Source organism: Streptomyces sp. NPDC056144, from assembly GCF_042264145.1.
Classification (GTDB): Bacteria; Actinomycetota; Actinomycetes; order Streptomycetales; family Streptomycetaceae; genus Streptomyces.
Genome location: NZ_JBHJVF010000019.1, coordinates 47662 through 69984 on the forward strand (window position 1 = coordinate 47662; position 22323 = coordinate 69984).

General features: G+C 73.6%; 20 protein-coding genes and 1 riboswitch. Of the genes, 11 read left to right on the plus strand and 9 right to left on the minus strand.

Translation table 11 applies throughout. The features are described 5' to 3' along the window. Nucleotides 1-10: 10 nt before the first annotated feature. Nucleotides 11-490 carry an Asp23/Gls24 family envelope stress response protein gene (locus ACFC0Z_RS34125; RefSeq protein ID WP_376446468.1) on the minus strand — a complete coding sequence of 160 codons (480 nt, stop codon included), beginning with the start codon at nucleotides 488-490 and terminating at the stop codon, nucleotides 11-13. A gap of 94 nt (nucleotides 491-584) precedes the next feature. Between ACFC0Z_RS34125 and ACFC0Z_RS34130 the strand changes: the two genes are divergently transcribed. After that, the gene (locus ACFC0Z_RS34130; protein ID WP_376446471.1) at nucleotides 585-1229 is read left to right on the plus strand and encodes a hypothetical protein; all 645 of its coding nucleotides are present in this window, start codon (nucleotides 585-587) and stop codon (nucleotides 1227-1229) included. A gap of 19 nt (nucleotides 1230-1248) precedes the next feature. Here ACFC0Z_RS34130 and ACFC0Z_RS34135 read toward each other — a convergent pair whose 3' ends face one another. The 3 genes from ACFC0Z_RS34135 to ACFC0Z_RS34145 form a co-directional block, all read right to left on the minus strand. Then, entirely contained in the window at nucleotides 1249-2061 is an 813-nt protein-coding gene (locus ACFC0Z_RS34135; protein ID WP_376446474.1) for an enoyl-CoA hydratase/isomerase family protein, read from the minus strand. A 132-nt stretch (nucleotides 2062-2193) separates the two neighbouring features. Continuing rightward, nucleotides 2194-2415, minus strand: coding sequence for a helix-turn-helix domain-containing protein (locus tag ACFC0Z_RS34140; RefSeq protein ID WP_024756249.1), 222 nt, complete (start codon nucleotides 2413-2415; stop codon nucleotides 2194-2196). Nucleotides 2416-2768: 353 nt separating this feature from the next. After that, complete coding sequence (locus tag ACFC0Z_RS34145) at nucleotides 2769-4367, minus strand: ABC-F family ATP-binding cassette domain-containing protein (RefSeq protein WP_376446476.1); 1599 nt, start codon at nucleotides 4365-4367, stop codon at nucleotides 2769-2771. Nucleotides 4368-4675: 308 nt separating this feature from the next. On the opposite strand from ACFC0Z_RS34145, the gene ACFC0Z_RS34150 reads away from it, so the two are divergent. Both ACFC0Z_RS34150 and ACFC0Z_RS34155 read left to right on the plus strand, forming a co-directional pair. Further along, complete coding sequence (locus tag ACFC0Z_RS34150; RefSeq protein WP_376446479.1) at nucleotides 4676-5569, plus strand: neutral zinc metallopeptidase; 894 nt, start codon at nucleotides 4676-4678, stop codon at nucleotides 5567-5569. A gap of 86 nt (nucleotides 5570-5655) precedes the next feature. Next, entirely contained in the window at nucleotides 5656-6060 is a 405-nt protein-coding gene (locus ACFC0Z_RS34155) for a VOC family protein (protein ID WP_376446481.1), read from the plus strand. Between the two features lie 52 nt (nucleotides 6061-6112). On the opposite strand, the gene ACFC0Z_RS34160 is transcribed toward ACFC0Z_RS34155, so the two are convergent. Next, the gene (locus ACFC0Z_RS34160) at nucleotides 6113-7522 is read right to left on the minus strand and encodes a hypothetical protein (RefSeq protein WP_376446483.1); all 1410 of its coding nucleotides are present in this window, start codon (nucleotides 7520-7522) and stop codon (nucleotides 6113-6115) included. A gap of 109 nt (nucleotides 7523-7631) precedes the next feature. Next, on the minus strand, nucleotides 7632-8759 hold the full coding sequence (locus tag ACFC0Z_RS34165; RefSeq protein WP_376446485.1) for an alpha/beta hydrolase: 1128 nt from the start codon (nucleotides 8757-8759) through the stop codon (nucleotides 7632-7634). A gap of 349 nt (nucleotides 8760-9108) precedes the next feature. Here ACFC0Z_RS34165 and ACFC0Z_RS34170 point away from each other — a divergent pair, with 349 nt between their 5' ends. The 7 genes from ACFC0Z_RS34170 to ACFC0Z_RS34200 all read left to right on the plus strand — a co-directional run bounded on the left by ACFC0Z_RS34170 (nucleotide 9109) and on the right by ACFC0Z_RS34200 (nucleotide 17756). After that, entirely contained in the window at nucleotides 9109-10377 is a 1269-nt protein-coding gene (locus ACFC0Z_RS34170; protein ID WP_376446488.1) for an anion permease, read from the plus strand. Nucleotides 10378-10389: 12 nt separating this feature from the next. Next, on the plus strand, nucleotides 10390-10611 hold the full coding sequence (locus ACFC0Z_RS34175; RefSeq protein ID WP_376446490.1) for a hypothetical protein: 222 nt from the start codon (nucleotides 10390-10392) through the stop codon (nucleotides 10609-10611). A 125-nt stretch (nucleotides 10612-10736) separates the two neighbouring features. Next, nucleotides 10737-10880: riboswitch (cobalamin riboswitch) on the plus strand. Nucleotides 10881-10912: 32 nt separating this feature from the next. After that, complete coding sequence (locus ACFC0Z_RS34180; RefSeq protein WP_376446493.1) at nucleotides 10913-11875, plus strand: cobalamin biosynthesis protein; 963 nt, start codon at nucleotides 10913-10915, stop codon at nucleotides 11873-11875. Continuing rightward, nucleotides 11875-13395, plus strand: a complete 1521-nt coding sequence (locus ACFC0Z_RS34185) for a cobyric acid synthase (RefSeq protein WP_376446495.1) — start codon at nucleotides 11875-11877, stop codon at nucleotides 13393-13395. The genes ACFC0Z_RS34180 and ACFC0Z_RS34185 overlap by 1 nt, the downstream gene beginning before the upstream one ends. Before the next feature lie 307 nt (nucleotides 13396-13702). Beyond that, nucleotides 13703-15781, plus strand: a complete 2079-nt coding sequence (locus ACFC0Z_RS34190) for a putative cobaltochelatase (RefSeq protein WP_376446497.1) — start codon at nucleotides 13703-13705, stop codon at nucleotides 15779-15781. Continuing rightward, the gene (gene cobO, locus ACFC0Z_RS34195; RefSeq protein ID WP_376446500.1) at nucleotides 15781-16389 is read left to right on the plus strand and encodes a cob(I)yrinic acid a,c-diamide adenosyltransferase; all 609 of its coding nucleotides are present in this window, start codon (nucleotides 15781-15783) and stop codon (nucleotides 16387-16389) included. Before ACFC0Z_RS34190 ends, cobO begins: the two co-directional genes overlap by 1 nt. Then, nucleotides 16383-17756: a cobyrinate a,c-diamide synthase gene (locus ACFC0Z_RS34200; protein WP_376446503.1), complete on the plus strand. Its 1374-nt coding sequence runs from the start codon at nucleotides 16383-16385 to the stop codon at nucleotides 17754-17756. The genes cobO and ACFC0Z_RS34200 overlap by 7 nt, the downstream gene beginning before the upstream one ends. A gap of 2 nt (nucleotides 17757-17758) precedes the next feature. Here the strand turns inward: ACFC0Z_RS34200 and ACFC0Z_RS34205 are convergent, their stop codons facing one another. Beyond that, nucleotides 17759-18487: a ZIP family metal transporter gene (locus ACFC0Z_RS34205; RefSeq protein WP_376446505.1), complete on the minus strand. Its 729-nt coding sequence runs from the start codon at nucleotides 18485-18487 to the stop codon at nucleotides 17759-17761. A 24-nt stretch (nucleotides 18488-18511) separates the two neighbouring features. Here ACFC0Z_RS34205 and cobC point away from each other — a divergent pair, with 24 nt between their 5' ends. Next, complete coding sequence (gene cobC / locus ACFC0Z_RS34210) at nucleotides 18512-20116, plus strand: Rv2231c family pyridoxal phosphate-dependent protein CobC (protein WP_376446506.1); 1605 nt, start codon at nucleotides 18512-18514, stop codon at nucleotides 20114-20116. Nucleotides 20117-20230: 114 nt separating this feature from the next. Here cobC and ACFC0Z_RS34215 read toward each other — a convergent pair whose 3' ends face one another. Together ACFC0Z_RS34215 and ACFC0Z_RS34220 are read right to left on the minus strand one after the other, a co-directional pair. Then, nucleotides 20231-21223: an SCO1860 family LAETG-anchored protein gene (locus ACFC0Z_RS34215; RefSeq protein ID WP_376446509.1), complete on the minus strand. Its 993-nt coding sequence runs from the start codon at nucleotides 21221-21223 to the stop codon at nucleotides 20231-20233. Nucleotides 21224-21548: 325 nt separating this feature from the next. Beyond that, complete coding sequence (locus ACFC0Z_RS34220) at nucleotides 21549-22262, minus strand: siderophore-interacting protein (protein ID WP_376446512.1); 714 nt, start codon at nucleotides 22260-22262, stop codon at nucleotides 21549-21551. Nucleotides 22263-22323: the final 61 nt, after the last annotated feature.

The window sequence follows — 22323 nt, forward strand, 5'->3', positions numbered from 1 at the left end:
AGTCTCGGGCCTACTGGAGTCTCGACTCCGGTTCGTCCTCCTCCTCGTCCGGGAGTTTCACGTCGCTCACCGCGATGTTGACCTCGACGACCTCGAGGCCGGTCATCCGTTCCACCGCGGTGATGACGTTCTCCCGTACGGCTCCGGCGACGTCGCTGATGGAGACGCCGTACTCGACGACGATCTCCAGGTCGAGCGCGGTCTGCACCTCGCCGACCTCGGCCTTCACGCCCCTGGTGACGTTCGACTTCCCGCCGCCGGGCACCTTGTCCCGTACGGCCCCGAAGGTGCGCGAGAGGCCGCTGCCCATCGCGTGGACGCCGACGACGTCGCGTGCGGCGAGACCGGCGATCTTCTCCACGACGCCGTCGGCGATCGTGGTGCGGCCCCGCGAGGCCGGGTCGCCGCCGCCCCGTTTGGTCACGGAGGTACGGCGCCCCTCGCGCTGTTCCTCGCTCGCTCCGGTGTCCGAGTGTGCGGTGTCCGTCATGGCGTTTCGCCCCTTTCAGGATATTTCGGGGTACTTCGCCCACACTAAGGGCGGCTTCCCGATCCCGCCCCGGGGGATACGGCAGTCTGGTGTCATGACGACGGCTGAGGGTTGGACAGCGGCGGTACGGGACCGCCTCGCGCCGGGCAGGCTGCTGCCGCTCGGGGCGGAGGCGGAGGACGCGTGGATCGCGGAGCGCGCGGTGCGGGGCGTGCTGGAGGCGGCCGCCGGGGCCGTGGTGGGCGCGGTGCCGGGTGAGCTCAGGGTCGGCGTGGAGTACGCGGACGGGGCGGCGCCGGGGGCCGTGCGGATCTCCGGCGGGTTCGCCGCCGTCGCGGGGTCCCGGCCACTGCCCGAGCTCGCCGCCGAGCTGCGCGCGGCCCTGCTGAGGGCGGCGGAGGACGGGCTCGGGCTCGTCGTCGGATCGGTGGACCTGCGGGTGACGGAGCTGCTGGACGCGGCACCGGAGAACGCCGGGGCCCCCGCTGCGCCGTCCGGGCGACCCTCCCCCGCCACCGACGACCCGGCCGCCCTCGCGGCGCTGCGGGTCGAGGGGGTGGCGGGCGTGACGGACACGCTCGGCCCGCCGGTCCGCCGCACCCCCGGTCACGTACGGGTCGAGGTCGCCGTGACCGCCGGCCGCCGCCCCCTGGAGGTCGCGCGGGCCGTCCGGACGGCCGTGACCGCCGCCACCCAGGGGGCGACGGCGGTCACGGTGCTGGTCTCGGAGCTGCGGTAAGGCCGCTCCGGCGAGCGGGTCAGTCGCCGATGCCCGCGAGGTCGCGCAGGCGACGGGCCTGGGCGGCGCGCTCGGCGACGCGCTGCTCCTCGTACGAGCGACCGGAGACGCCCTGGAGGAGCGCCTTGGTCTCGTTGACCGCGGCGCGCGGCGCCGCGAGCAGGGCGGCGCTCAGGTCCCGTACCGTCGCGTCGAGTTCCCCGACGGGCACGGCGATGTTGGCGAGACCGATGCGCTCGGCCTCCTCCGCGTGGACGAAGCGGCCGGTGGCGCAGATCTCCAGCGCGCGGGCGTAGCCGACGAGCGAGACGAGCGGATGCGTCCCGGTCAGGTCCGGGACGAGCCCCAGGCTGGTCTCGCGCATGGCGAACTGCACGTCCTCGGCGACGATCCGCAGATCACAGGCGAGGGCGAGCTGGAAGCCCGCGCCGATGGCGTGGCCCTGGACGACCGCGATGGAGACGAGGTCGCTCCGGCGCCACCAGGTGAAAGCCTCCTGGTACTCGGCGATCTCGGCGTCGAGGTCCTCGTCGGAACCGCGTGCGAGATCGAGGAAGGACGGCTCTCCGTCGAAGCCCTCGGGCGTGAACGCCTGCCGGTCGAGTCCCGCGGAGAAGGATTTTCCCTCACCGCGCAGGACGACGACCCGCACGCTGCCGGGCAACGACCGGCCGGCTTCCGTCAACGCCCGCCACAGAGCGGGAGACTGGGCGTTGCGCTTCGCCGGGTTGGTCAGGGTCACCGTGGCAACGGCGTCCTCGACGGTGAGCCGTACACCGTCCTTGTCGAACACGAGCTCGGTATCGAACTCGGAATCGTCGAGCGTAGTCATGGGGCGCCTCCGGTTCCGGTGCAGCACTGCATAACGGGATGCTAAGTGACTGCACAGTAACCACCTGGCCGACCCGGGGGTCGACCGGGTGGCCACCGAGAGACCCGGTGGCCCGAACGAGCCGCCCCGATGTCAGACCGAGGCCGCCTTCTTGCCCCGGGTCGCTCCGCCGCGTCCACGCAGCGTGACTCCGGATTCGCTGAGCATCCGGTGGACGAATCCGTAGGAGCGGCCGGTTTCCTCGGCCAGCGCCCGGATGCTCGCACCGGAGTCGTACTTCTTCTTCAGGTCTGCCGCGAGCTTGTCGCGCGCGGCGCCGGTCACCCGGCTGCCCTTCTTCAGAGTCTCGGCCACCCGTGCCTCCTCATGGGAAGTGCGCTCTGGACTTCTCATGATCACCCCTCCCCGGCGTCCTGGCCACCCATTCGACAAGGTCCGTCCCGCCCGGTTTGCGGAGGCGTACGCGCTCATCACGATCGGAGTCCCCGATTCCGGGCGCGCGGGACATCGCTTCCGGACGAGGGGGCCCGGGAAGTGCCAGGTCAGCGACGTCGGGGGAACACACGTGCGGCGCGGGTCTGCCGGAAGGATTCGGCAGAGCACCGCGCCGGGATGTACGAGACATCCTCACTCAGATGAAGGATCACCCATGAGCCGAATGATCCAGCTCCACATGATCACCGGGCCCTCGGAGGGCCCGGCGAGGGTCAGGCGAGGGCCACCAGGTCCGCGTAGTCCGGGCCCCACAGGTCCTCGACACCGTCCGGGAGCAGGATGATCCGCTCCGGGTCGAGCGCCTCGACCGCGCCCTCGTCGTGGGTGACGAGGACGACCGCGCCCTTGTACGTCCGCAGGGCGCCGAGGATCTCCTCGCGGCTGGCCGGGTCGAGGTTGTTCGTCGGCTCGTCGAGGAGGAGCACGTTCGCCGAGGAGACGACCAGGGTCGCGAGGGCGAGACGGGTCTTCTCGCCACCGGAGAGCACCCCGGCCGGCTTGTCGACGTCGTCGCCGGAGAAGAGGAAGGTGCCGAGCGTCTTGCGGACCTCGACGAGATCGAGGTCGGGCGCGGCCGAGCGCATGTTCTCCAGGACGGTCCGCTCGGGGTCGAGCGTCTCGTGCTCCTGGGCGTAGTAGCCGAGCTTCAGGCCGTGGCCGGGGGTGACCTCGCCGGTGTCGGGCGTCTCGACGCCGCCGAGGAGGCGGAGCAGGGTCGTCTTGCCGGCGCCGTTGAGGCCGAGGATGACGACGCGGGAGCCCTTGTCGATCGCGAGGTCGACGTCGGTGAAGATCTCCAGCGAGCCGTAGGACTTGGAGAGCCCCTCGGCGGTCAGCGGGGTCTTGCCGCAGGGCGCGGGCTCCGGGAAGCGGAGCTTCGCGACCTTGTCGGAGACGCGGACGGCCTCCAGGCCGGAGAGCAGGCGCTCGGCGCGCTTGGCCATGTTCTGCGCGGCGACGGTCTTGGTCGCCTTGGCCCGCATCTTGTCGGCCTGCGAGTTGAGGGCCGCGGCCTTCTTCTCGGCGTTCTGGCGCTCGCGCTTGCGGCGCTTCTCGTCGGCCTCGCGCTGCTGCTGGTAGAGCTTCCAGCCCATGTTGTAGACGTCGATCGTGGAGCGGTTGGCGTCCAGGTAGAAGACCTTGTTGACGACGGTCTCGACGAGGTCGACGTCGTGGGAGATGACGATGAAGCCACCGCGGTAGGTCTTCAGGTAGTCGCGCAGCCAGACGATCGAGTCGGCGTCGAGGTGGTTGGTGGGCTCGTCGAGGAGGAGCGTGTCGGCGTCCGAGAAGAGGATCCGGGCGAGCTCGACGCGGCGGCGCTGACCACCGGAGAGGGTGTGCAGCGGCTGGCCCATGACGCGGTCGGGCAGACCGAGGGCGGCGGCGATGGTGGAGGCCTCGGCCTCGGCCGCGTACCCGCCCTTGGTCAGGAACTCGGTCTCCTGGCGCTCGTACTGGCGCATGGCCTTGTCGCGGGTGGCGCCGGAGCCGCTGGCGATGCGCTCCTCATTCATCCGCATCTTCTTGAGGAGGGTGTCGAGGCCCCGGGCGGAGAGGATGCGGTCGCGGGCCAGGACGTCGAGGTCGCCGGTGCGCGGGTCCTGCGGGAGGTAGCCGACCTCGCCGGAGCGGGTGATGGAGCCGGCGGCCGGCTGCCCCTCGCCCGCGAGGCACTTGGTGAGGGTGGTCTTCCCCGCGCCGTTGCGGCCGACGAGGCCGATGCGGTCGCCCTTGGCGATGCGGAAGGAAGCGGATTCGATGAGGACGCGGGCGCCGGCGCGCAGCTCGATGCCGGTGGCGGTGATCACGGACAGACTCCAGGCGGTGGGAAACGGCGGAAGAACGACTGGTGGCAGGCTTCGACGCCGCTAATGCACCCAGGGAAGAATGTCCCAGGGGATCAGGTCCCAGGGAAGAATGTCCATACGGCCAGTCTAACGGGCACCTGCAACTGGTTTTCGGCCATGTGGGGCACGGAACACCGCCAGACCCGGTCCTCGCGAATCCCCCCGTACTCCTCAAAAGGGGCGGCACGTGCCGGATCATCCGATACTCGGCGCAGGGCGGCGGCCACTGCCGCGGCACTGAGCAGCGGTGACGCGGAGGGTGGTGGACCGTGCAGTTCGACGACGACGCCGATCTGGACACCTCGGAGGTACGGGACGTCCGGAGCAGCCGCATCCCGGGCGGCCGGGCGACCGTCGGCGGCGGGATCATCGGCTTCATCGCGCTGATCCTGGGCGTGCTCTTCGGGGTCGGACCCGATCAGCTCGGGCTCTCCTCGGGCGGCGAGGACCAGCCGGTGGCGACCTCGTCCTCGGCGGCGCAGGTCAGCCAGACCTGCAAGAAGGGCTCGGACGCGAACGCCCGCCAGGACTGCCGGATCGTCGCCGTGGTCAACAGCGTCCAGGACTTCTGGCGGAGCGAGTACGCGCGCCGGGGCGGGACGTACGCGAACGCGCAGACCGTGATGTTCACCGACCGGGTCGGGACCGCGTGCGGCACGGCGAGCTCGGCCGTCGGCCCCTTCTACTGCCCCGGCGACCGGCAGGTCTACCTGGACCTGGGCTTCTTCGAGGAGCTGCGGACCAAGTTCGGGTCGAGCGGCGGGCCCTTCGCCCAGGCGTACGTGGTGGCGCACGAGTACGGCCACCACATCCAGAACCTGATGGGGACGCTGAGCCGCGCCCAGGACGGACGGACCGGCGCGAACTCCAACGCGGTGCGGGTCGAGCTCCAGGCGGACTGCTACGCCGGGGTGTGGGCCCGGCACGCGACGACCACCCCCGACGACAAGACCGGGCGGCTGCTGCTGACGCGGCTCACGGACGAGGACATCCGCGACGGGCTCGACGCGGCGGCCGCGGTGGGCGACGACCGGATCCAGGAGAAGTTCCAGGGCCGGGTGACGCCGGAGAGCTGGACGCACGGCTCGGCGGCGCAGCGGCAGCAGTGGTTCTACCAGGGGTACAAGACCGGCGACATGGCCCAGTGCAACACCTTCCGCTGAGTCGCGGACCCGTTGTCAGTGGCGGCTGCGAGGATGAGATCCAGGTCACATTCAGGGTCACACGCGAGCGAGAGGACGTGGTCGTCATGGCCGAGGCACCCCACATCTGCCCGACGCTGTCGTACGAGGACGCGAAGGGCGCGATCACCCTGCTCACGGAGGGCTTCGGCTTCACGGCGAGCGCGGTGTACGAGGCGGAGGACGGCCGGATCGCACACGCCGAGCTGGCGTACGGGAACGGCATGGTGATGCTCGGCAGCAAGGGCACCGGCAGCGAGTTCGACAAGCTGATGGCCGACGCGGGGCCGACGGGCGTCTTCGTGCACGTGGACGACGTGGACGGGCACCACGCGCGGGCGGTGGCGCACGGCGTGGAGATCCTGATGCCGCCGACGGACCAGGAGTACGGGGCCAGGGACTACCTGGCGAGAGACGCCGAGGGCAACATCTGGAGCTTCGGGACGTACGTGCCCGGCGCCGCCGCGGAGTAGCGGGGCGACGCCGGGGCGGCCGGGGCGCGTCCGGCGCCCCGGCTCCGGGCGGTCAGGCGCTGCCGGTGTGGACCTGGAAGGCGGCCCGGCGGACGGCCTTCGAGAGGGCCGGGTCCGGGTGGGCGGCGGCCAGGGCGACGAGAACCTGCACCGTACGGGGGTGGCCGACGGCCCTGACCTCGTCGAGGAGCGCCGGGACCGTGCCCTGGACGGCGGATTCGAGGTGCCGGACGAGGAGCTCGCTCTCGCCGTGGTCGGCGACGGCGGCGGCCGTGTCGACCCAGAGCCAGGTGGCCTCCTCGCGGGTGAGGACCTCCGGGGCGTCGTCGGGGTCCGCTCCCTCGTACTCCGCGATCCACAGCAGGGCGTACGGGCGGAGGGAGGGCTCGGTGACGGTGGCCCGGACCTCGGCCTCGGCGGGGGCGCCGACGACGCGGAGCGCCTCGAAGGCGAGGCCGCGCAGGAGGGCGTCCTCGCCGCGGGCGACGGCGAGGAGCTCGCCCACGGCGCTGGAGAGGGTGCGGGCGGCGAGCCAGGCGCGGTACTCGGCGCGGGCCGGTCCCGGGGTGAGCCGGGCGCAGCCGCGGAGCATGTCCTCGGCGGACTGCTCGATGTTGCCGGCGGGGCTCTGCGCGGCGACGCAGATCTGCTCCAGCTTGACCCAGACCGCCCAGTTGCCGAGGGGGGTGAGGGTGGCCTGACGGCCGTCCGCGCCGGGGTCGAGGGTGAGCGCGCCGACGGCGGCGAGGCCGTCGAGGGCCCAGTCGAGGAGGCCGGGGAGGCCGGCCGGGGGTTCGGTGGGCGGCTCGGGGGCCCGGCCGGGCGTCTGGCCGGGCGCGGGAACCTCGCAGCGCTCCTCGCGGAGCTCCTCGACGCGCTGGCCGAGCAGGTCGAGGAGGGCCGGAACGGGGACCGGGCCCTGGGAGAGCTGGAGGAGGGAGAGCACCTGCGGGACGGCCTCGACGACCTCGGCGACGGCGCTGGGCGCGACGTCCTCGGGGGCCGGGTGGACCAGCGACCAGGCGTCGAAGAGGGCGACCCAGCCGCGCAGGACGGCGGAGTCGTCCCGGTCCCAGGCGTGCAGTCGCCAGCCGGGGCGGGCGGTGTCGCCGTGCAGCTCGACGAGGCCGGCGAGCCGGGCCCGGTCCCAGCCGGTCTTGACCTGGCCGGGGGTCAGGTCGAGTTCGATCGCGGCCCGTTCCCGCGGGGGCAGGCCGGTGCGGGAGAGGGAGCGCGGCCCGCGGGGGGCTGCGGCCCAGCGGGCGATCCGGACGGCGTCGGCGAGGACGTGCCGGGCCTGGCGGGCGAGTTCCGCGCGGGGCGGAGTGCCCTCGGGCGGGCGCGGCGCCGGGCGGGTCCGCCGGTTCGTCACGGCCCGCCGGGCAGTGGCCAGCGCCCGCGGACGGACGAGTCGGAGTCTGGAGTTGCGCGCCAATGGTTCATCGGGCTTTCGAGACGTCACGGGGGCAGTCTTCCCGCTGACGGCCCGAAAGCCCAATCGGAATGCACGGTCTCGTCGGATCGACCGCGGGAAGGGGCGCGCGAACGCCCGTCCGGGCGCCCCGGCGGAATCAGAGGAGAGGGGTCAGGAAGCGGCGGAGGGCTTCCTCGTAGCGGGAGGGGTCGGCGTTCCACATGGCGGCGTGGGGCGCCTGGCGGACGGTGTGGAGGGTGATGAGCTCGGGTCGGCGCACGGCCAGTTCGACGGAGGGGTCCCAGGGGGCGATCGTGTCGTCCGGGCCGTGGAAGAGGAGGGCCGGGACCTTCAGGGCGCCGGGTTCGGAGGCCGCCTGGAGGCGGTCGCCGTGGAGGCCCGTCCGGCCTTCCGCCGAGCGGACCGCGAGCGGGAGCAGGGGGGACGGGACGCGGTGGGCCGCGGCGAGGTTGCGGATCGTGGCCTCCCAGTCGAGGACCGGGGAGTCGAGGACGAGGCCGGCGATCCGGTCCCGTACCCCCGATTCGGCGGCGGCCCGCAGCGCCATCGACGCGCCGGTCCCCCAGCCGTGCAGGACGACCTTCTCCGCGCCGCGCCGGACCGCGTACCGGATCGCCGCGTCGACGTCCCGCCACTCGGAGTCGCCGAGGTGCGCGAGACCGTCCGGCGACTCCGGGGCCCCCTCGTCGCCTCGGTAGGCGGGGACGAGGACGGGGATCTTGCGGCGGTGGAAGAAGGGGACGACGTTGAGCGGGTGCTCGCGGGTCGTGCCGAGGCCGTGCAGGGCGATCACCCATGTCGAGCGGGCCGCCGGCACGAGCCAGCCCGGCAGCTGCCCGAGCTCGCCGGGGATCTCGACGTCCTCGTGGGCGATCCCGAGGGCGGACTGCGGCGTGCCCCGGTGGAGCGCCGGGGTCAGCCTGACCCGGACGCCGGGGGCGATCGCGCCGAGCTCGACGCGTTCGAGCCGCCGGACGACGGTGTCCGCGGAGTGCGGGGCCCGGTCGAGGACGGGGCCGAGGACCGCGTGCAGGCCGTGGCCCGCCATCCCGTACGTACCGGGGCGGAGGGAGGCGAGGCTCCGGGTGAGGGTGATCCGGTCCGGGCCCGTGGCGTGCACGGTCAGCTTGGGATCGCCCGGGAGTGGTCGTCCGGACGGCGCCTTGAGGGCGACGTCGCTGGCGTACCGACCGGCCGCCACCGCGGCCGCGCCGATACCTATCAGAGTCGTGACGGCCGCTGCCGTCGCTGTCACCGTGCGCACGCTCCCAGTGTCCGCAGAGTGCGGGCCGCCTGCCACCGGGAGACCGCCGGTGTGCCTCTCGCGAGTGACAAGGGTCTCCTCACCGGCGTCCCCCGGTCGGATGGTCTCGTCCAGGGAACGGAACGGCGGCCGGGAGGGTCGGCCGGGCCGGGGCGCACGGGACCGTTGGGGGCCAGGATTACCGGCGGTCGCAGGGTGACCGCATCGTGGACACCTTGCCCGCCGGAGAGCGAAGCGGAATCTCTTGACACCGGATGGGGACACCACGTCGCCCGCCCCAGTTCACCTTCCGTTCACTCAGGTTGCCTACGTTCGACGAGCCACTGACGTCAAACGATTGCCTGGGTAAATGGAACACATCACGCTGCTGCTCGCCATTGTGGTCGTGACAGCTCTCGTGTTCGATTTCACGAACGGTTTCCACGACACCGCCAACGCGATGGCCACGACCATCTCGACCGGTGCGCTCAAGCCCAAGACGGCGGTGGCCATGTCCGCCGTGCTGAACCTCGTCGGAGCCTTCCTGTCCGTGGAGGTCGCCAAGACGATCTCCGGCGGGATCATCAACGAAGAGGGCATTCGCACAGAAGTGATCTTCGCGGCGCTCGTGGGCGCCATCCTGTGGAACCTGCTGACCTGGCTCCTGGGCCTGCCGTCCAGCTCCTCCCACGCCCTCTTCGGCGGCCTCATCGGCGCCGCCGTCATGTCCGCCGGCTGGTCCGCGGTCAACGGCCCGACGATCGTCACCAAGGTCCTCATCCCGGCCGTCGCCGCGCCGATCGTCGCCGGCCTCGCCGCGATGGCCGCCACGAAGCTGACGTACAAGATCAAGGCCAACCCCGACGCCAAGGCCACGGCCAAGGGCTTCCGGGCCGGCCAGATCGCCTCCGCCGGTCTCGTCTCCCTCGCGCACGGCACCAACGACGCCCAGAAGACGATGGGCATCATCACCCTCGCCCTGGTCACCCAGGGTGTCGTGGCCCCCGGCTCGAACCCGCCCCTGTGGGTCGTCGTCTCCGCCGGTGTCGCCATCGCGCTCGGCACCTACCTCGGCGGCTGGCGCATCATCCGCACCATGGGCAAGGGCCTCACCGACCTCCAGCCGCAGCAGGGCTTCGCCGCCCAGACCAGCGCCGCGACGGTCATCCTGGCCTCCTCTCACCTCGGCTTCTCCCTCTCCACCACCCAGTCCTGCTCGGGTGCCGTGATGGGCGCCGGCCTCGGCCGCAAGGGCGGTGTCGTCCGCTGGTCGACCGCCACCCGGATGTTCGTCGCCTGGGGCCTCACCCTCCCGGCCGCCGCGATCGTCGGCGCGGGCGCCGAGTTCCTCACCAAGCAGGGCCCCTGGGGCATCGCCGCCGTCGCCGTCCTTCTCGTCGCCGGCTCGGGCGTCATCTGGACGCTCTCCCGTCGCAAGCCGGTCGACCACCACAACGTCACCGCCGACGACCTCGACGAGGAGCCCGCGGGCGTCGTGACCACCGCCATCGCGGCCGTCACCCCGCCGCCGGCCGCCGGTTCCGTCGCCGCCGTCGCGGACGAGGACCTCAAGACCACCATCCCGGCGCCGGTCCCCACGGACCCGGCCGCCCCCCCGGCCTCCGCCGCTGCGGTGTAAGGAACGAACGACATGAAGATCGACTGGGCAGCTCTCGGCTCCGTCTTCGGAGTCAGCCTCGTGGCGACCGTCGCCCTCGTGGGCCTCTTCACCCTCGGGATCGTCGGCCTCGGCAAGCAGGAGGAGGCCGAGGCGAACGGCGGCTCCGCCGCCCTCGCCCGCACCGGCGCCTACGCCTGCTTCGCCCTCTGCGCGGCGGCCGTGGCCTACGGCATCTACCTGATCGTCGCCTGACGGTCCCACCCCTTCTCCACGGCGGGCGGCCCTCACCTTCGGGTGGGGGCCGTCCGCCGTGTGCCCGGTGCCGTGTTTGTGGTGCTTCGCACAGTGACCCGTCGCAGGTCAAGCGTGGGTTGACGGGTGTTCGCGGCGCGTGGTGGACTGCCGAGGCCAATACGGCGGCAGTCAGAGGAAGTCCGGTGCGAATCCGGCGCGGTCCCGCCACTGTGACCGGGCCCCCAGGGTCCGGAAGTCAGGAACTCTCGCCGCCGGTCACGTCGATCCAGGGCGCGGACCCTGAGTGAGGACATGCGCCATGACCGGCCGCATCAGAGCCACCCGTGCCTTCGCGTACGGAGCCGCCCTCGGGCTGGCCGTCGACCGTCTCGTCGGCGATCCCCGCCGGGGCCACCCCGTCGCCTTCTTCGGCCGCACCGCCGCCGCCGTCGAACAGCGCCTGCACCGCGACGACCGCGCCTGGGGCGCCCTGCACACCGCCGTCTGCGCCGGGACGACCGTCGCCGCCGGCGCCCTCGCCGCCCGCGCCGTACGGAACCGGCCCGCCGCCGCCGTCGCCCTCACCGCCGCGTCCGTCTGGGCCGTCGTCGGCGGTACGACCCTGGGGCGCGAGGCCCACGCGATCGGCGGGGCGCTCGCCGTCGGGGACCTGGACGTGGCCCGCGAGCGGCTGCCGCACCTCTGCGGACGCGACCCGCAGTCCCTCGACGGTCCCGCGATGGCCCGCGCCGTCGTCGAGTCCGTCGCCGAGAACACCTCCGACGCCGTGATCGGCGCCCTCTTCTGGGGCGCGGTCGCGGGCGTCCCCGGGCTGCTCGGCTTCCGGGCCGTCAACACCCTGGACGCGATGGTCGGCCACAAGTCCCCGCGCTACCGCCGCTTCGGCTGGGCCTCGGCCCGCCTCGACGACGTGGCCGGCTGGCCCGGCGCCCGGCTGACCGCCGTCGCCGCAACGCTCGCCGGGGACGACCCGCGCGGAGCCGTACGGGCCTGGCGGGCCGACGCGGCGAAGCACCCGAGCCCCAACGCGGGCCCCGTCGAGGCCTCCTTCGCGGGCGCCCTCGGCGTACGGCTCGGGGGGACCCTCTCGTACGGCGGACGGGTCGAGCACCGGCCCGTCCTCAACGGGGAGGGGCGGCCCGTCGAGGTCGCCGACATCGACCGGGCGGTCCGGCTCTCCCGCCGGGTCACCGCCGTCTCGCTGGCCGCCTGCGTGGGCGGCCGGCTGATCGTGAACGCGCTGAAGCGGAGGGTTGTCTGATGGGTGGCCGCACGAGGGGTGGCGGACTGCTCGTCGCCGGGACCACGTCCGACGCGGGCAAGAGCGTCGTGACCGCCGGGATCTGCCGCTGGCTGGTCCGGCAGGGGATCAAGGTCGCCCCGTTCAAGGGACAGAACATGTCCCTCAACTCCTTCGTGACCCGCGAGGGCGCCGAGATCGGGCGCGCGCAGGCCATGCAGGCACAGGCCGCGCGCGTCGAGCCGACCGCGCTCATGAACCCCGTGCTGCTCAAGCCCGGCAGCGACCGGTCAAGCCAGGTCGTCCTCATGGGCAAGCCCGTCGGCGAACTGTCGGCCCGCGGCTACCACGGCGGACGGCAGAAGGAGCTGTTCGAACCGGTCCTCGCCTGCCTGGAAGAGCTGCGGAGCACGTACGACGCCGTCATCTGCGAGGGCGCCGGCAGCCCCGCCGAGATCAACCTGCGGCGCACCGACATCGTCAACATGGGCATCGCGCGGGCCGCGAAGCTGCCCGTCGTCGTGGTCGGCGACATCGACCGGGGCGGGGTCTTCGCCCAGTTCTTCGGGACGACGGCGCTGCTCTCGCCCGAGGACCAGGCCCTCGTCGCGGGCTACCTCGTGAACAAGTTCCGGGGCGACGTGACGCTCCTCGAACCCGGGCTCGACATGCTGTACGACCTCACCGGGCGCCGGACCTTCGGCGTCCTCCCGTACGCGCACGGGCTCGGCATCGACGAGGAGGACGGCCTCCGGGTCTCCCTGCGGGGCACCGTCCGCGAGTCGGTCGTCGCGCCGCCCGTCGGCGAGGACGTCCTGCGGGTCGCCGTCTGCGCCGTACCGCTCATGTCCAACTTCACCGACGTCGACGCGCTCGCCGCCGAACCCGGCGTCGTCGTCCGCTTCGTCGACCGGCCCGAGGAACTCGTCGACGCGGACCTCGTCGTCGTCCCCGGCACCCGGGGCACCGTCAAGGCGCTCGCCTGGCTGCGGGAACGGGGACTCGCCGACGCGCTCGTGCGGCGGGCCGCCGAGGGGCGGCCGGTGCTCGGCATCTGCGGCGGCTTCCAGGCGCTCGGCGAGCGGATCGAGGACGAGGTCGAGTCGAGGGCGGGCGTCGTCGACGGGCTCGGGCTGCTGCCCGTACGGATCCGGTTCGCGCCCGAGAAGACGCTCGCCCGGCCCGTCGGAGAGGCGCTCGGGGAGCGGGTCGAGGGGTACGAGATCCACCACGGCGTCGCGACGGTCGAAGGCGGGGAACCGTTCCTCGACGGGTGCCGGGTGGGGGCGGTCTGGGGGACGCACTGGCACGGCTCCCTGGAGAGCGACGGCTTCCGGCGGGCGTTCCTGCGGGAGGTCGCGGCGGCGTCCGGGCGGCGGTTCGTGCCGGCGCCCGACACGGCCTTCGGCACCCTGCGGGAGGAGCAGCTCGACCGGCTCGGGGACCTGATCGAGGAGCACGCCGACACGGGGGCGCTGCTGCGGCTCATCGAGGAGGGGGCCCCGGAGGGGCTGCCGTTCGTGCCGCCGGGTGCGCCGTGAGCCGGTGGGCGGGCGGGGCGGTTCGGGCGCGGCTTCGCCGCGCGGGGGCTGCGCCCGCCCTCCGGACGGGCTTGGGTTCCCACCCGCACCACCCGTGCGGCTCGGAGACTCACCTGCGGGTGGCCCCTGTGGGTGGCCGCTCGCCGTCGGCGGCCTTCGGCGCCGTGGTCGGCGCGAACGGCGGCACTTCGTGCGCCGTGGGGTCGCACGGCCCCGTCCCCACGCGCAGCGGCCGCACTTCGTGCGGCGCTGCCCTGTCGGCTCCCCTGGGGCGCCGGCCGATCACACTTGAGGAAAGGACCTCCCGATGAGCACCCGCTATCCGTTCACCGCCGTCGTCGGCATGGACGATCTGCGGCTCGCGCTGCTGCTGAACGCGATCAGCCCGGCCGTCGGCGGTGTGCTCGTCCGGGGGGAGAAGGGGACCGCCAAGTCGACCGCCGTGCGGGCGCTCGCCGAGCTGCTGCCCGTCGTGCCCGTGGTCGCCGGGTGCCGGTTCAGCTGTGACCCCGCATCGCCCGACCCCGGCTGCCCCGACGGGCCGCACGAGACCGCCGGCGGGGACGAGCGGGCCGCCCGCATGGTCGAACTGCCCGTCGGCGCCTCCGAGGACCGGCTCGTCGGCGCGCTCGACATCGAGAAGGCGCTCGCCGACGGCGTCAAGGCCTTCGAGCCGGGGCTCCTCGCCGCCGCCCATCGCGGCATCCTGTACGTCGACGAGGTCAACCTGCTCAGCGACCACCTGATCGACCACCTGCTGGACGCCGCCGCCATGGGGTCCTCCCACGTCGAGCGCGAGGGCGTCTCCGTGCGGCACGCCGCACGGTTCCTCCTCGTCGGGACCATGAACCCCGAAGAGGGCGAGCTGCGGCCCCAGTTGCTCGACCGGTTCGGGCTCACCGTCGAGGTCGCCGCCTCCCGCGTGCCCGAGCAGCGGGTCGAAGTCGTCCGGCGGCGGCTCGCGTTCGAGGACGACCCGGCGGGCTTCGCGGCGCGCTGGGCCGGCGAGGAGAGCGCGCTGCGCGCGCGGATCGTCGCCGCCCGCGCCCTGCTGCCGCAGGTGACGCTCGGGGACGCGGTGCTGCTCCAGATCGCCGCCACCTGCGCCGCCTTCGAGGTCGACGGCATGCGCGCCGACATCGTCATGGCCCGCACCGCCACCGCGCTCGCCGCCTGGGACGGGCGGACCGAGGTCACGTCGGAGGACGTGCGGCAGGCCGCGCTGCTCGCGCTCCCCCACCGCCGTCGCCGCAACCCCTTCGACGCGCCCGGTCTCGACGAGGACAAGCTCGACGAGACCCTGGAGCAGTTCAAGGGGGACGACGAACCGGAGGAGGACCCCGAGCCCGACCCGGAGACCGATCCGGACGGGCCCGGTGACGGCGGTCCCGGCGGTGGCGGTCCCGGCGGTGGCGGACCCGACGGTGGCGGGGTTCCGCCGCAGAGCGACGGGCCCCCGGCCAAGGACGTACCGGACACGGGCACGGCTCCGCAGGAGTCGCCCGCCCCCCAGAGCTCCGGCCCCGGCGCCGGCGAGCGTGCCGCCGTCAAGGCCGCCGAGCCCTTCCGTACGAGGATGCTGAGCGTGCCCGGACTCGGCGAGGGCGCCGCCGGGCGCCGCTCCCGGGCCCGTACCGAGCACGGCCGTACCACCGGGTCCACGCGGCCCAGGGGCGCGCTCACCAAGCTGCACCTGGCCGCGACCGTCCAGGCCGCCGCCCCGCACCAGCGGGCGCGCGGCCGGTCGGGGCCCGGGCTCGTCGTCCGGCGGGACGACCTGCGGCAGGCGACCCGGGAGGGCCGCGAGGGGAACCTCGTGCTCTTCGCCGTGGACGCCTCCGGGTCGATGGCCGCCCGGCAGCGCATGAGCGCCGTGAAGGGCGCCGTGCTGTCGCTGCTGCTCGACGCCTACCAGCGGCGCGACAAGGTCGGCCTCGTCACCTTCCGGGGGCGTACCGCCGAGGTCGCGCTGCCGCCGACCTCGTCCGTCGACGCGGCGGCCACCCGGCTCGAACAGCTCCCGACCGGAGGGCGTACGCCGCTCTCCGCCGGGCTGCTCAAGGCCCACGACGTCCTGCGGATCGAACGGCTGCGGGACCCCTCGCGCCGTCCGCTGCTCGTCGTCGTGACCGACGGCCGGGCCACCGGCGGCGGCGCCGACCCGGTGGGGCTCGCCGCCCGCGCCGCGCGGCTGCACGCCGCCGACGGCACGGCCAGCGTCGTCGTGGACTGCGAGACCGGGCCCGTACGGCTCGGGCTCGCGGGGCAACTCGCACGCGAACTCGGCGGCACCGCCGTCACCCTGGACGAACTGCGCGCCGACTCGATCGCCGGGCTCGTCAGGGACGTACAGGCAGGAGAACGGACTATGAGGAGGGCCGCTTAATGCCGCAGGGACAGCCGACCGTCGTGCCCGACGACGGCCTCACCACCCGCCAGCGCCGCAACCGGGCGCTCGTGATGGTGCACACGGGCGTCGGCAAGGGGAAGTCGACCGCCGCGTTCGGCATGGCGCTGCGCGCCTGGAACCAGGGCTGGCCCATCGGGGTGTTCCAGTTCGTGAAGTCCGCCAAGTGGAAGGTCGGCGAGGAGAACGCCCTCAAGGCGCTCGGCGAGACCGGCAAGGGCGGCACGGTCACCTGGAACAAGATGGGCGAGGGCTGGTCCTGGATCCAGCGCGAGGTCGCCGAGGGCGAGATCCCGCACGAGGAGAAGGCGCGGCAGGGCTGGGAGCAGGTCAAGCGGGACCTCGCCGCCGAGACGTACAAGTTCTACGTCCTCGACGAGTTCGCCTACCTCCTGCACTGGGGCTGGATCGACGTCAAGGAGGTCGTCGAGGTCCTCCGCGACCGTCCGGGCTCCCAGCACGTCGTCATCACGGGGCGCAACGCTCCGCAGGAGCTCCTCGACTTCGCCGATCTCGTCACCGACATGTCCAAGGTCAAGCACCCGATGGACGCCGGTCAGAAGGGCCAGCGGGGCATCGAGTGGTAGCGCGTCTCGTCATCGCCGCGCCGTCCTCCGGCGCGGGCAAGACCACGGTCGCGACCGGCCTCATGGCCGCGTTCGCCGGCCGTGGCCTGGCCGTCTCCCCGCACAAGGTCGGGCCCGACTACATCGACCCGGGCTACCACGCGCTCGCCACCGGCCGCCCGGGCCGCAACCTCGACGCGTACATGTGCGGTACGGAGCGGATCGCGCCGCTCTTCCTGCACGGGGCGCGCGGCTGCGACCTGGCCGTGGTCGAGGGGGTCATGGGCCTGTACGACGGCGCCGCCGACCAGGGCGAGCTGGCGTCCACCGCGCAGGTCTCGAAGCTTCTCAAGGCGCCGGTGGTGCTCGTCGTCGACGCGTCCTCGCAGTCGCGGTCCGTGGCGGCGCTCGTGCACGGCTTCGCGTCCTGGGACCCGGAGGTGCGGCTCGGGGGCGTGATCCTCAACAAGGTCGCGACCGACCGGCACGAGCACCTGCTGCGGGAGGCGCTCGGGGAGTCGGGCGTGCCGGTGCTGGGCGTGCTGCGGCGGGCGGCGGCCGTCGCCACTCCGTCGCGGCACCTGGGTCTTGTGCCCGTCGCCGAGCGGCAGGCGGCGGCGGTGGAGGCGGTGGCGGCGCAGGCGGAGCAGGTGCTTGCCGGGTGCGACATGGAAGCACTGCTCGCGCTGGCGCGCAGTGCTCCGGAACTGCACGACGAGCCGTGGACGCCGGAGGGATCGGAGCACGTGGCCGCCGGGCCGGCGCCCGTCGTCGCCGTCGCCGGTGGGGCCGCGTTCACGTTCTCGTACGCCGAGCACGCCGAGCTGCTGTCCGCCGCCGGGGCCGAGGTCGTCACCTTCGATCCGCTGCGGGACGAGAGCCTGCCCGAGGGGACCTCGGGGCTCGTCGTCGGGGGCGGGTTCCCCGAGATGTACGGAGCCGAGCTGTCGGCCAACCTGCCGCTGCGCAAGGCCGTCGCCGAGCTCGCCGCGTCGGGCGCGCCGGTCGCCGCCGAGTGCGCCGGGCTGCTGTATCTGGCGCGGTCGCTCGACGGCAACCCGATGTGCGGGGTGCTCGACGCGGACGCCCGGATGTCGGAGCGGCTCACGCTCGGGTACCGGGACGCCGTCGCGGTCAGCGACAGCGTGCTCGCGCCCGCCGGGGCGCGGATGCGCGGGCACGAGTTCCACCGGACCGTGATCGAGCCGGGCGCCGGCGCGCTCCCCGCGTGGGGGCTGCGGCAGCCCGAGCGGCGCGTCGAGGGCTTCGTGCAGGGCGGGGTGCACGCGAGTTACGTGCACACCCACTGGGCGGGGGCGCCGGGCGCCGCGAGCCGTTTCGTCGCGCACTGCGCGGGGCGTTCCGCGGGCGGCGGGCCGCTCGCGTGAGTTCAGCCTCCGGAGGCTCCGACCACGAGCCAGATGAAGCCCACGCCCGCCACCGTGCACAGCAGGGTGGAACGGGCGGGGTGTTCGTGGTGGGCCTCGGGCAGGATCTCGGCGGCGGCGAGGTAGAGCAGGACGCCGCCGAAGAAGCCGAGATAGCCGCCGAGGAGTTCCTCCGGAAGGGTGAACAGGAGCGTGGAGGCGGCGCCGACGACCGGGGCGACGGCGTCGGCGACGAGCATGGCGACGGCCTTGCGGCGGGCGTTGCCGTACAGGCTCGTGATGGTGAAGGTGTTGAACCCGTCGGCGAAGTCGTGGGTGATGACGGCGAGGGCGACGGTCGCGCCCATGCCGCCGCCGACCTGGAAGGCGGCGCCGAGCGCGATGCCGTCCATGAGGCTGTGGCCGACCATCGCGCCGGCGGCGGTGAGGCCGACCTGCGGGACCCTCTCGTCGGCGCCGACCCCGTGCCCCGCCCGGCGTACGGCGAGGAGTCGCTCGACGATGTGGGCGAGGAGGAAGCCGCCGACGAAGAGGAGCAGGGCCTCGGGGACGCCGAAGACCTCGCGCCCGGCGGCCTCCAGGGCCTCCGGCAGGAGGTCGAGTCCGACGACGCCGAGCATGAGTCCGCCGGCGAGGCCGAGGACGAGGTGCCGGCGGTCGGTGACGCGCCCGGCGACCCAGCCGCCGAAGAGCGTCATGAGGAACGCGCCGAGCGCGACGACTACAGCCATGGGCCTTTGGTATCGGATGGCGCGGTGTGCGCGCATCTCGGCGTCGGGGCCCGCTCGGGGGCCTCGGCGGACGAGGTGCTCGGCCTGGTCGACGCGGTGCTCGGGGAAGCGGGGCTGAGCCGGACGGCGGTCCGCTCGCTCGCCACGCTCGACGCGCGGGCCGCGCACCCGGGCATCGCGGGCGCGGCCGTGGAGCTGGGGGTGCCGGTGCGGGGGTTCACGGTGGAGGAGCTCGCGGCCGTCCCCGTACCGCATCCGTCGTCGGTGCCGCTGGCCTCGGCGGGGACGGCCTCGGTCGCGGAGGCGGCGGCGCTGCTGTCGGCGGGGACGGTGTCCACGCCGCGGGCCGTGCTGCGGGTGCCGAAGCGGAAGACCCGGCGCGTAACCTGCGCCCTCGTCACGTGCGTCCCTGTTTGTCCGAACGAACTCGCTTCGGACGCACGGTTGTTGCCCTCGGCTCACGGGTACATCGCAGACGAGCCCGGCTCATCCCCCACTCTGTTCACCCCCACCATCCCCACCCCCCACACGACGGCGGCCATGGACACGCACACTTCCTCGCACACCCCCTCCCCCGCTCCCTCGGGGACCGACAACCACGACCTGCGGCACCACGGCGACGCCGAGGTCCGCGACGAGAAGCTGATCGACCTCGCGGTCAACGTCCGGACGAACACCCCGCCGGACTGGCTGCGCCGAAGAATCGCCGACTCCCTGACCGGCCTCGCGGCCTATCCGGACGGCCGGGCCGCGCGTGCGGCCGTCGCCGAGCGGCACGACCTGACGGCGAACCGGGTCCTGCTCACGGCGGGCGCGGCGGAGGCCTTCGTGCTGCTCGCGCGGGCGCTGCCGGTGCGGCGGCCCGTGGTGGTGCACCCGCAGTTCACCGAGCCGGAGGCGGCGCTGCGCGACGCCGGGCACGAGGTGGGGCGGGTGCTGCTGCGCGAGGAGGACGGTTTCCGGCTCGACCCGGCGGCGGTGCCGGAGGACGCGGACCTGGTGGTGATCGGGAACCCCACGAACCCGACCTCCGTGCTGCACCCGGCCGCCGCGATCGCCGCGCTGGCCCGCCCGGGGCGGTTCCTCGTCGTGGACGAGGCCTTCATGGACGCGGTTCCGGGCGAGCGGGAGTCGCTGGCCTCGCGGACGGACGTGCCGGGGCTGATCGTCCTCCGGAGCCTCACCAAGACCTGGGGGCTCGCCGGGCTGCGGATCGGGTACGCGCTGGCCGCGCCGGAGACGATCGCGCTGCTCGAACGGGCGCAGCCGCTGTGGCCGGTGTCGACGCCGGCGCTGGTGGCGGCGGAGGCGTGCATGACGCGGGCGGCGCTCGCGGAGGCGGAGTACGCGGCGCATCTGATCGGGGTGGAGCGGGCGCATCTGCTCGCCGGTCTGGCGGAGTTCGACGAGGTGCGGACGGTGCCGGGTGCGGAGGGTCCGTTCGTCCTGATACGGATCGACGGGGCGGACGCGGTACGGGACAAGCTGCGGCTGCTCGGCTTCGCGGCCCGCAGGGGTGACACGTTCCCGGGGCTCGACCGGAACTGGCTGCGGCTCGCGGTCCGGGACCGGGTGACGACGAATCGTTTCCTCCAGGCCCTGGACCAGGCGCTGCTGCTCGCCGGCTGAGCCGTACAGCCGTACCCGGGAAAGGGGGCGCGGGGCGGGCGATGTCGTCACCGTCGCCCGTCCCGCGCCCCCCGCTCCCCCTCCGGCGCCCCCCGGCGCGTCCCCCTCGGGCCGTCAGCCGCGCGAGCGGGCGCGGTTGCGGGTGAGCGCGAGCGCGCCGCCGCCCGCGACGAGGAGGGCGAGCGCGCCCCCGGCGACGTACGGGGTGGTGGAGCTGCCGCCGGTCTCGGCGAGGTGCTCGGCGGGCTTGGCGCCGCCGTTGTTGGTCTTCACGCCGCCGTCGCCGCTGGGCTTGACGGAGGGCGAGGGCTGCTCGGAGGGCCGCTCGCTGGGCTTCTCCGTGGGCTCGTCGGTCGGTTCCGCGGTGGGCTTCTCGGTCGGCGCCGGGCCCTCGGGCGTCTCGCAGGTGGCCTCGGCGAGCGTCACGGTGCCGTCCACGGCCGCGACCCCCAGCTTCAGCGGGTCGACCTTCACGGCGAGTTCGAGGGCGGTCGCCGCGGCGGTACGGGAGGTCGTGGACGTACGGGAGAGGTCGAGGGTCACCGTGCCGACCTCCGGCACGGCGATCTCGGTGCGCCCGGACGTGGACAGGGTGGTCTTCTTGCCGAGGACGGTCACGTGTCCCAGGACGTTGGACTCGGCGACCGGCTCCTTCCCCACCTCGCACAGGGCCTTGGAGGTGACCTTCTCGACCTCGATCAGGGAGAGCAGTGGAAGGCCGGGAACATGGACCCTCGCCTTGACGAGGTTCACGAGCCCCTCGGACTTCTCCTCGTCGACGGTGGCCGTGGAGGTGGCGACATCGGCGGCGAGGATGTCGATCGGCTCGCCGCCCTCGGCACCCTGCACCTTCACGGAGAGCGCGGTCGCGTCCTCCGACCGGGGTGCCGTGACCTCGTTCAAGGAGGTGCGCAGCGGCACCTTCACCGTCTCCCCGAGGAGCTTGACGTCCAGGCCCGCCCGCAGGACGACGGCGGTGGCCCGCCCTTCGCCGCCCGTGGCGTGCGCCGCCGGGGCCATGAGGAGCACGGGACCGGCGGCCAGGGCGGCGACGGTCGCGGCCGCGGCGGTGCGGCGTACGGGCACGCGGAAGGTGTTGCTGTTCAAGATGGTGGAACCCCCACAAGAGAACACGGCGTCGCCGGGCCGCTCACCACGGGGACGGTGGGTCCGCGCGGCCTCGGCGACTTGAGACACCGGAATCTTTACGCACGGAGAGTGAACCGGCAGTCGCCTGACGTGAGTTCACTCCAAAGGGGGGTTTCCGTGCTCATTTTCGAATCTTCTCGACACAACCGTTCCCGCACGCCCCGCGTCTTTCGCACGAGCCGACGCACAGGCCAAGGGGAAGAACGATCGGCGGCGGCGCCTGGTAACGGATCGTCAACCCGGCACCCGACGCCCCGCGCTCAGTCCGCGCTCACCCCCGCGCTCAGTCCGCCCGCCAGTAGCCGAGCGCGTGGACGCGCTCCTTGGGGACGGCGAGCTCCTTGCGGACGTACGCGGCGAGGCCGCGGGTGGTCGCCGTGTCGCAGGCGATCCAGACGTACGCGCCGGGGACCAGGAGCGCGGGCAGTTCGGCCTTCACCCGGGCGACGAGCCCGCCACCCTCGCGCGGCACCGGCCGCAGCTCGTGGCGCGCCGGGTCGAGGCGGAAGGGGAGCGCCTCGTCGGAGGCGTGCTGGGTCTCGAACCAGACGGTGGCGGGGGTCTCGGGGTGCGCGTCGAGCAGGGAGTTGACGGCGGGGAGCGAGGCCGGGTCGCCGACGACGAGCAGCCGGGCGGGGGGCGGGTCGAGCGGCTCGAAGCCGGTGCCCTGGAGGGTGGCGTCGACGGTGTCGCCGGGGGCGCAGCCGCGCGCCCAGTGACTGGCCACGCCGTCGTGGAGGGCGAATTCCAGGCTGAAGGTGCCGGCGGCCGGGTCGGGGTCGACCAGGGTGTAGGCGCGCTGGTGCGGCTTGCCGTGGTCGTCGAACCAGAGCCGTACCCACATCGTGGGGTGGACCCCGGCGGCGGCGAGCAGGCCGCCGTCCGTGCAGTGGACCCTGCGGTAGTCCTCGGTGACCTGCTCGGCGCCCGTCACGGTGAACGTGAAGTCCTTGCCGCGCATCAGCCTGAGGACCGCCCCCTGCCAGCCATGCCCCACCGTGTTCTCCTCCCCCGCGCTCCTGTAAATTACTTAGGTCAGCCTAACCTAAGGCTGCTCT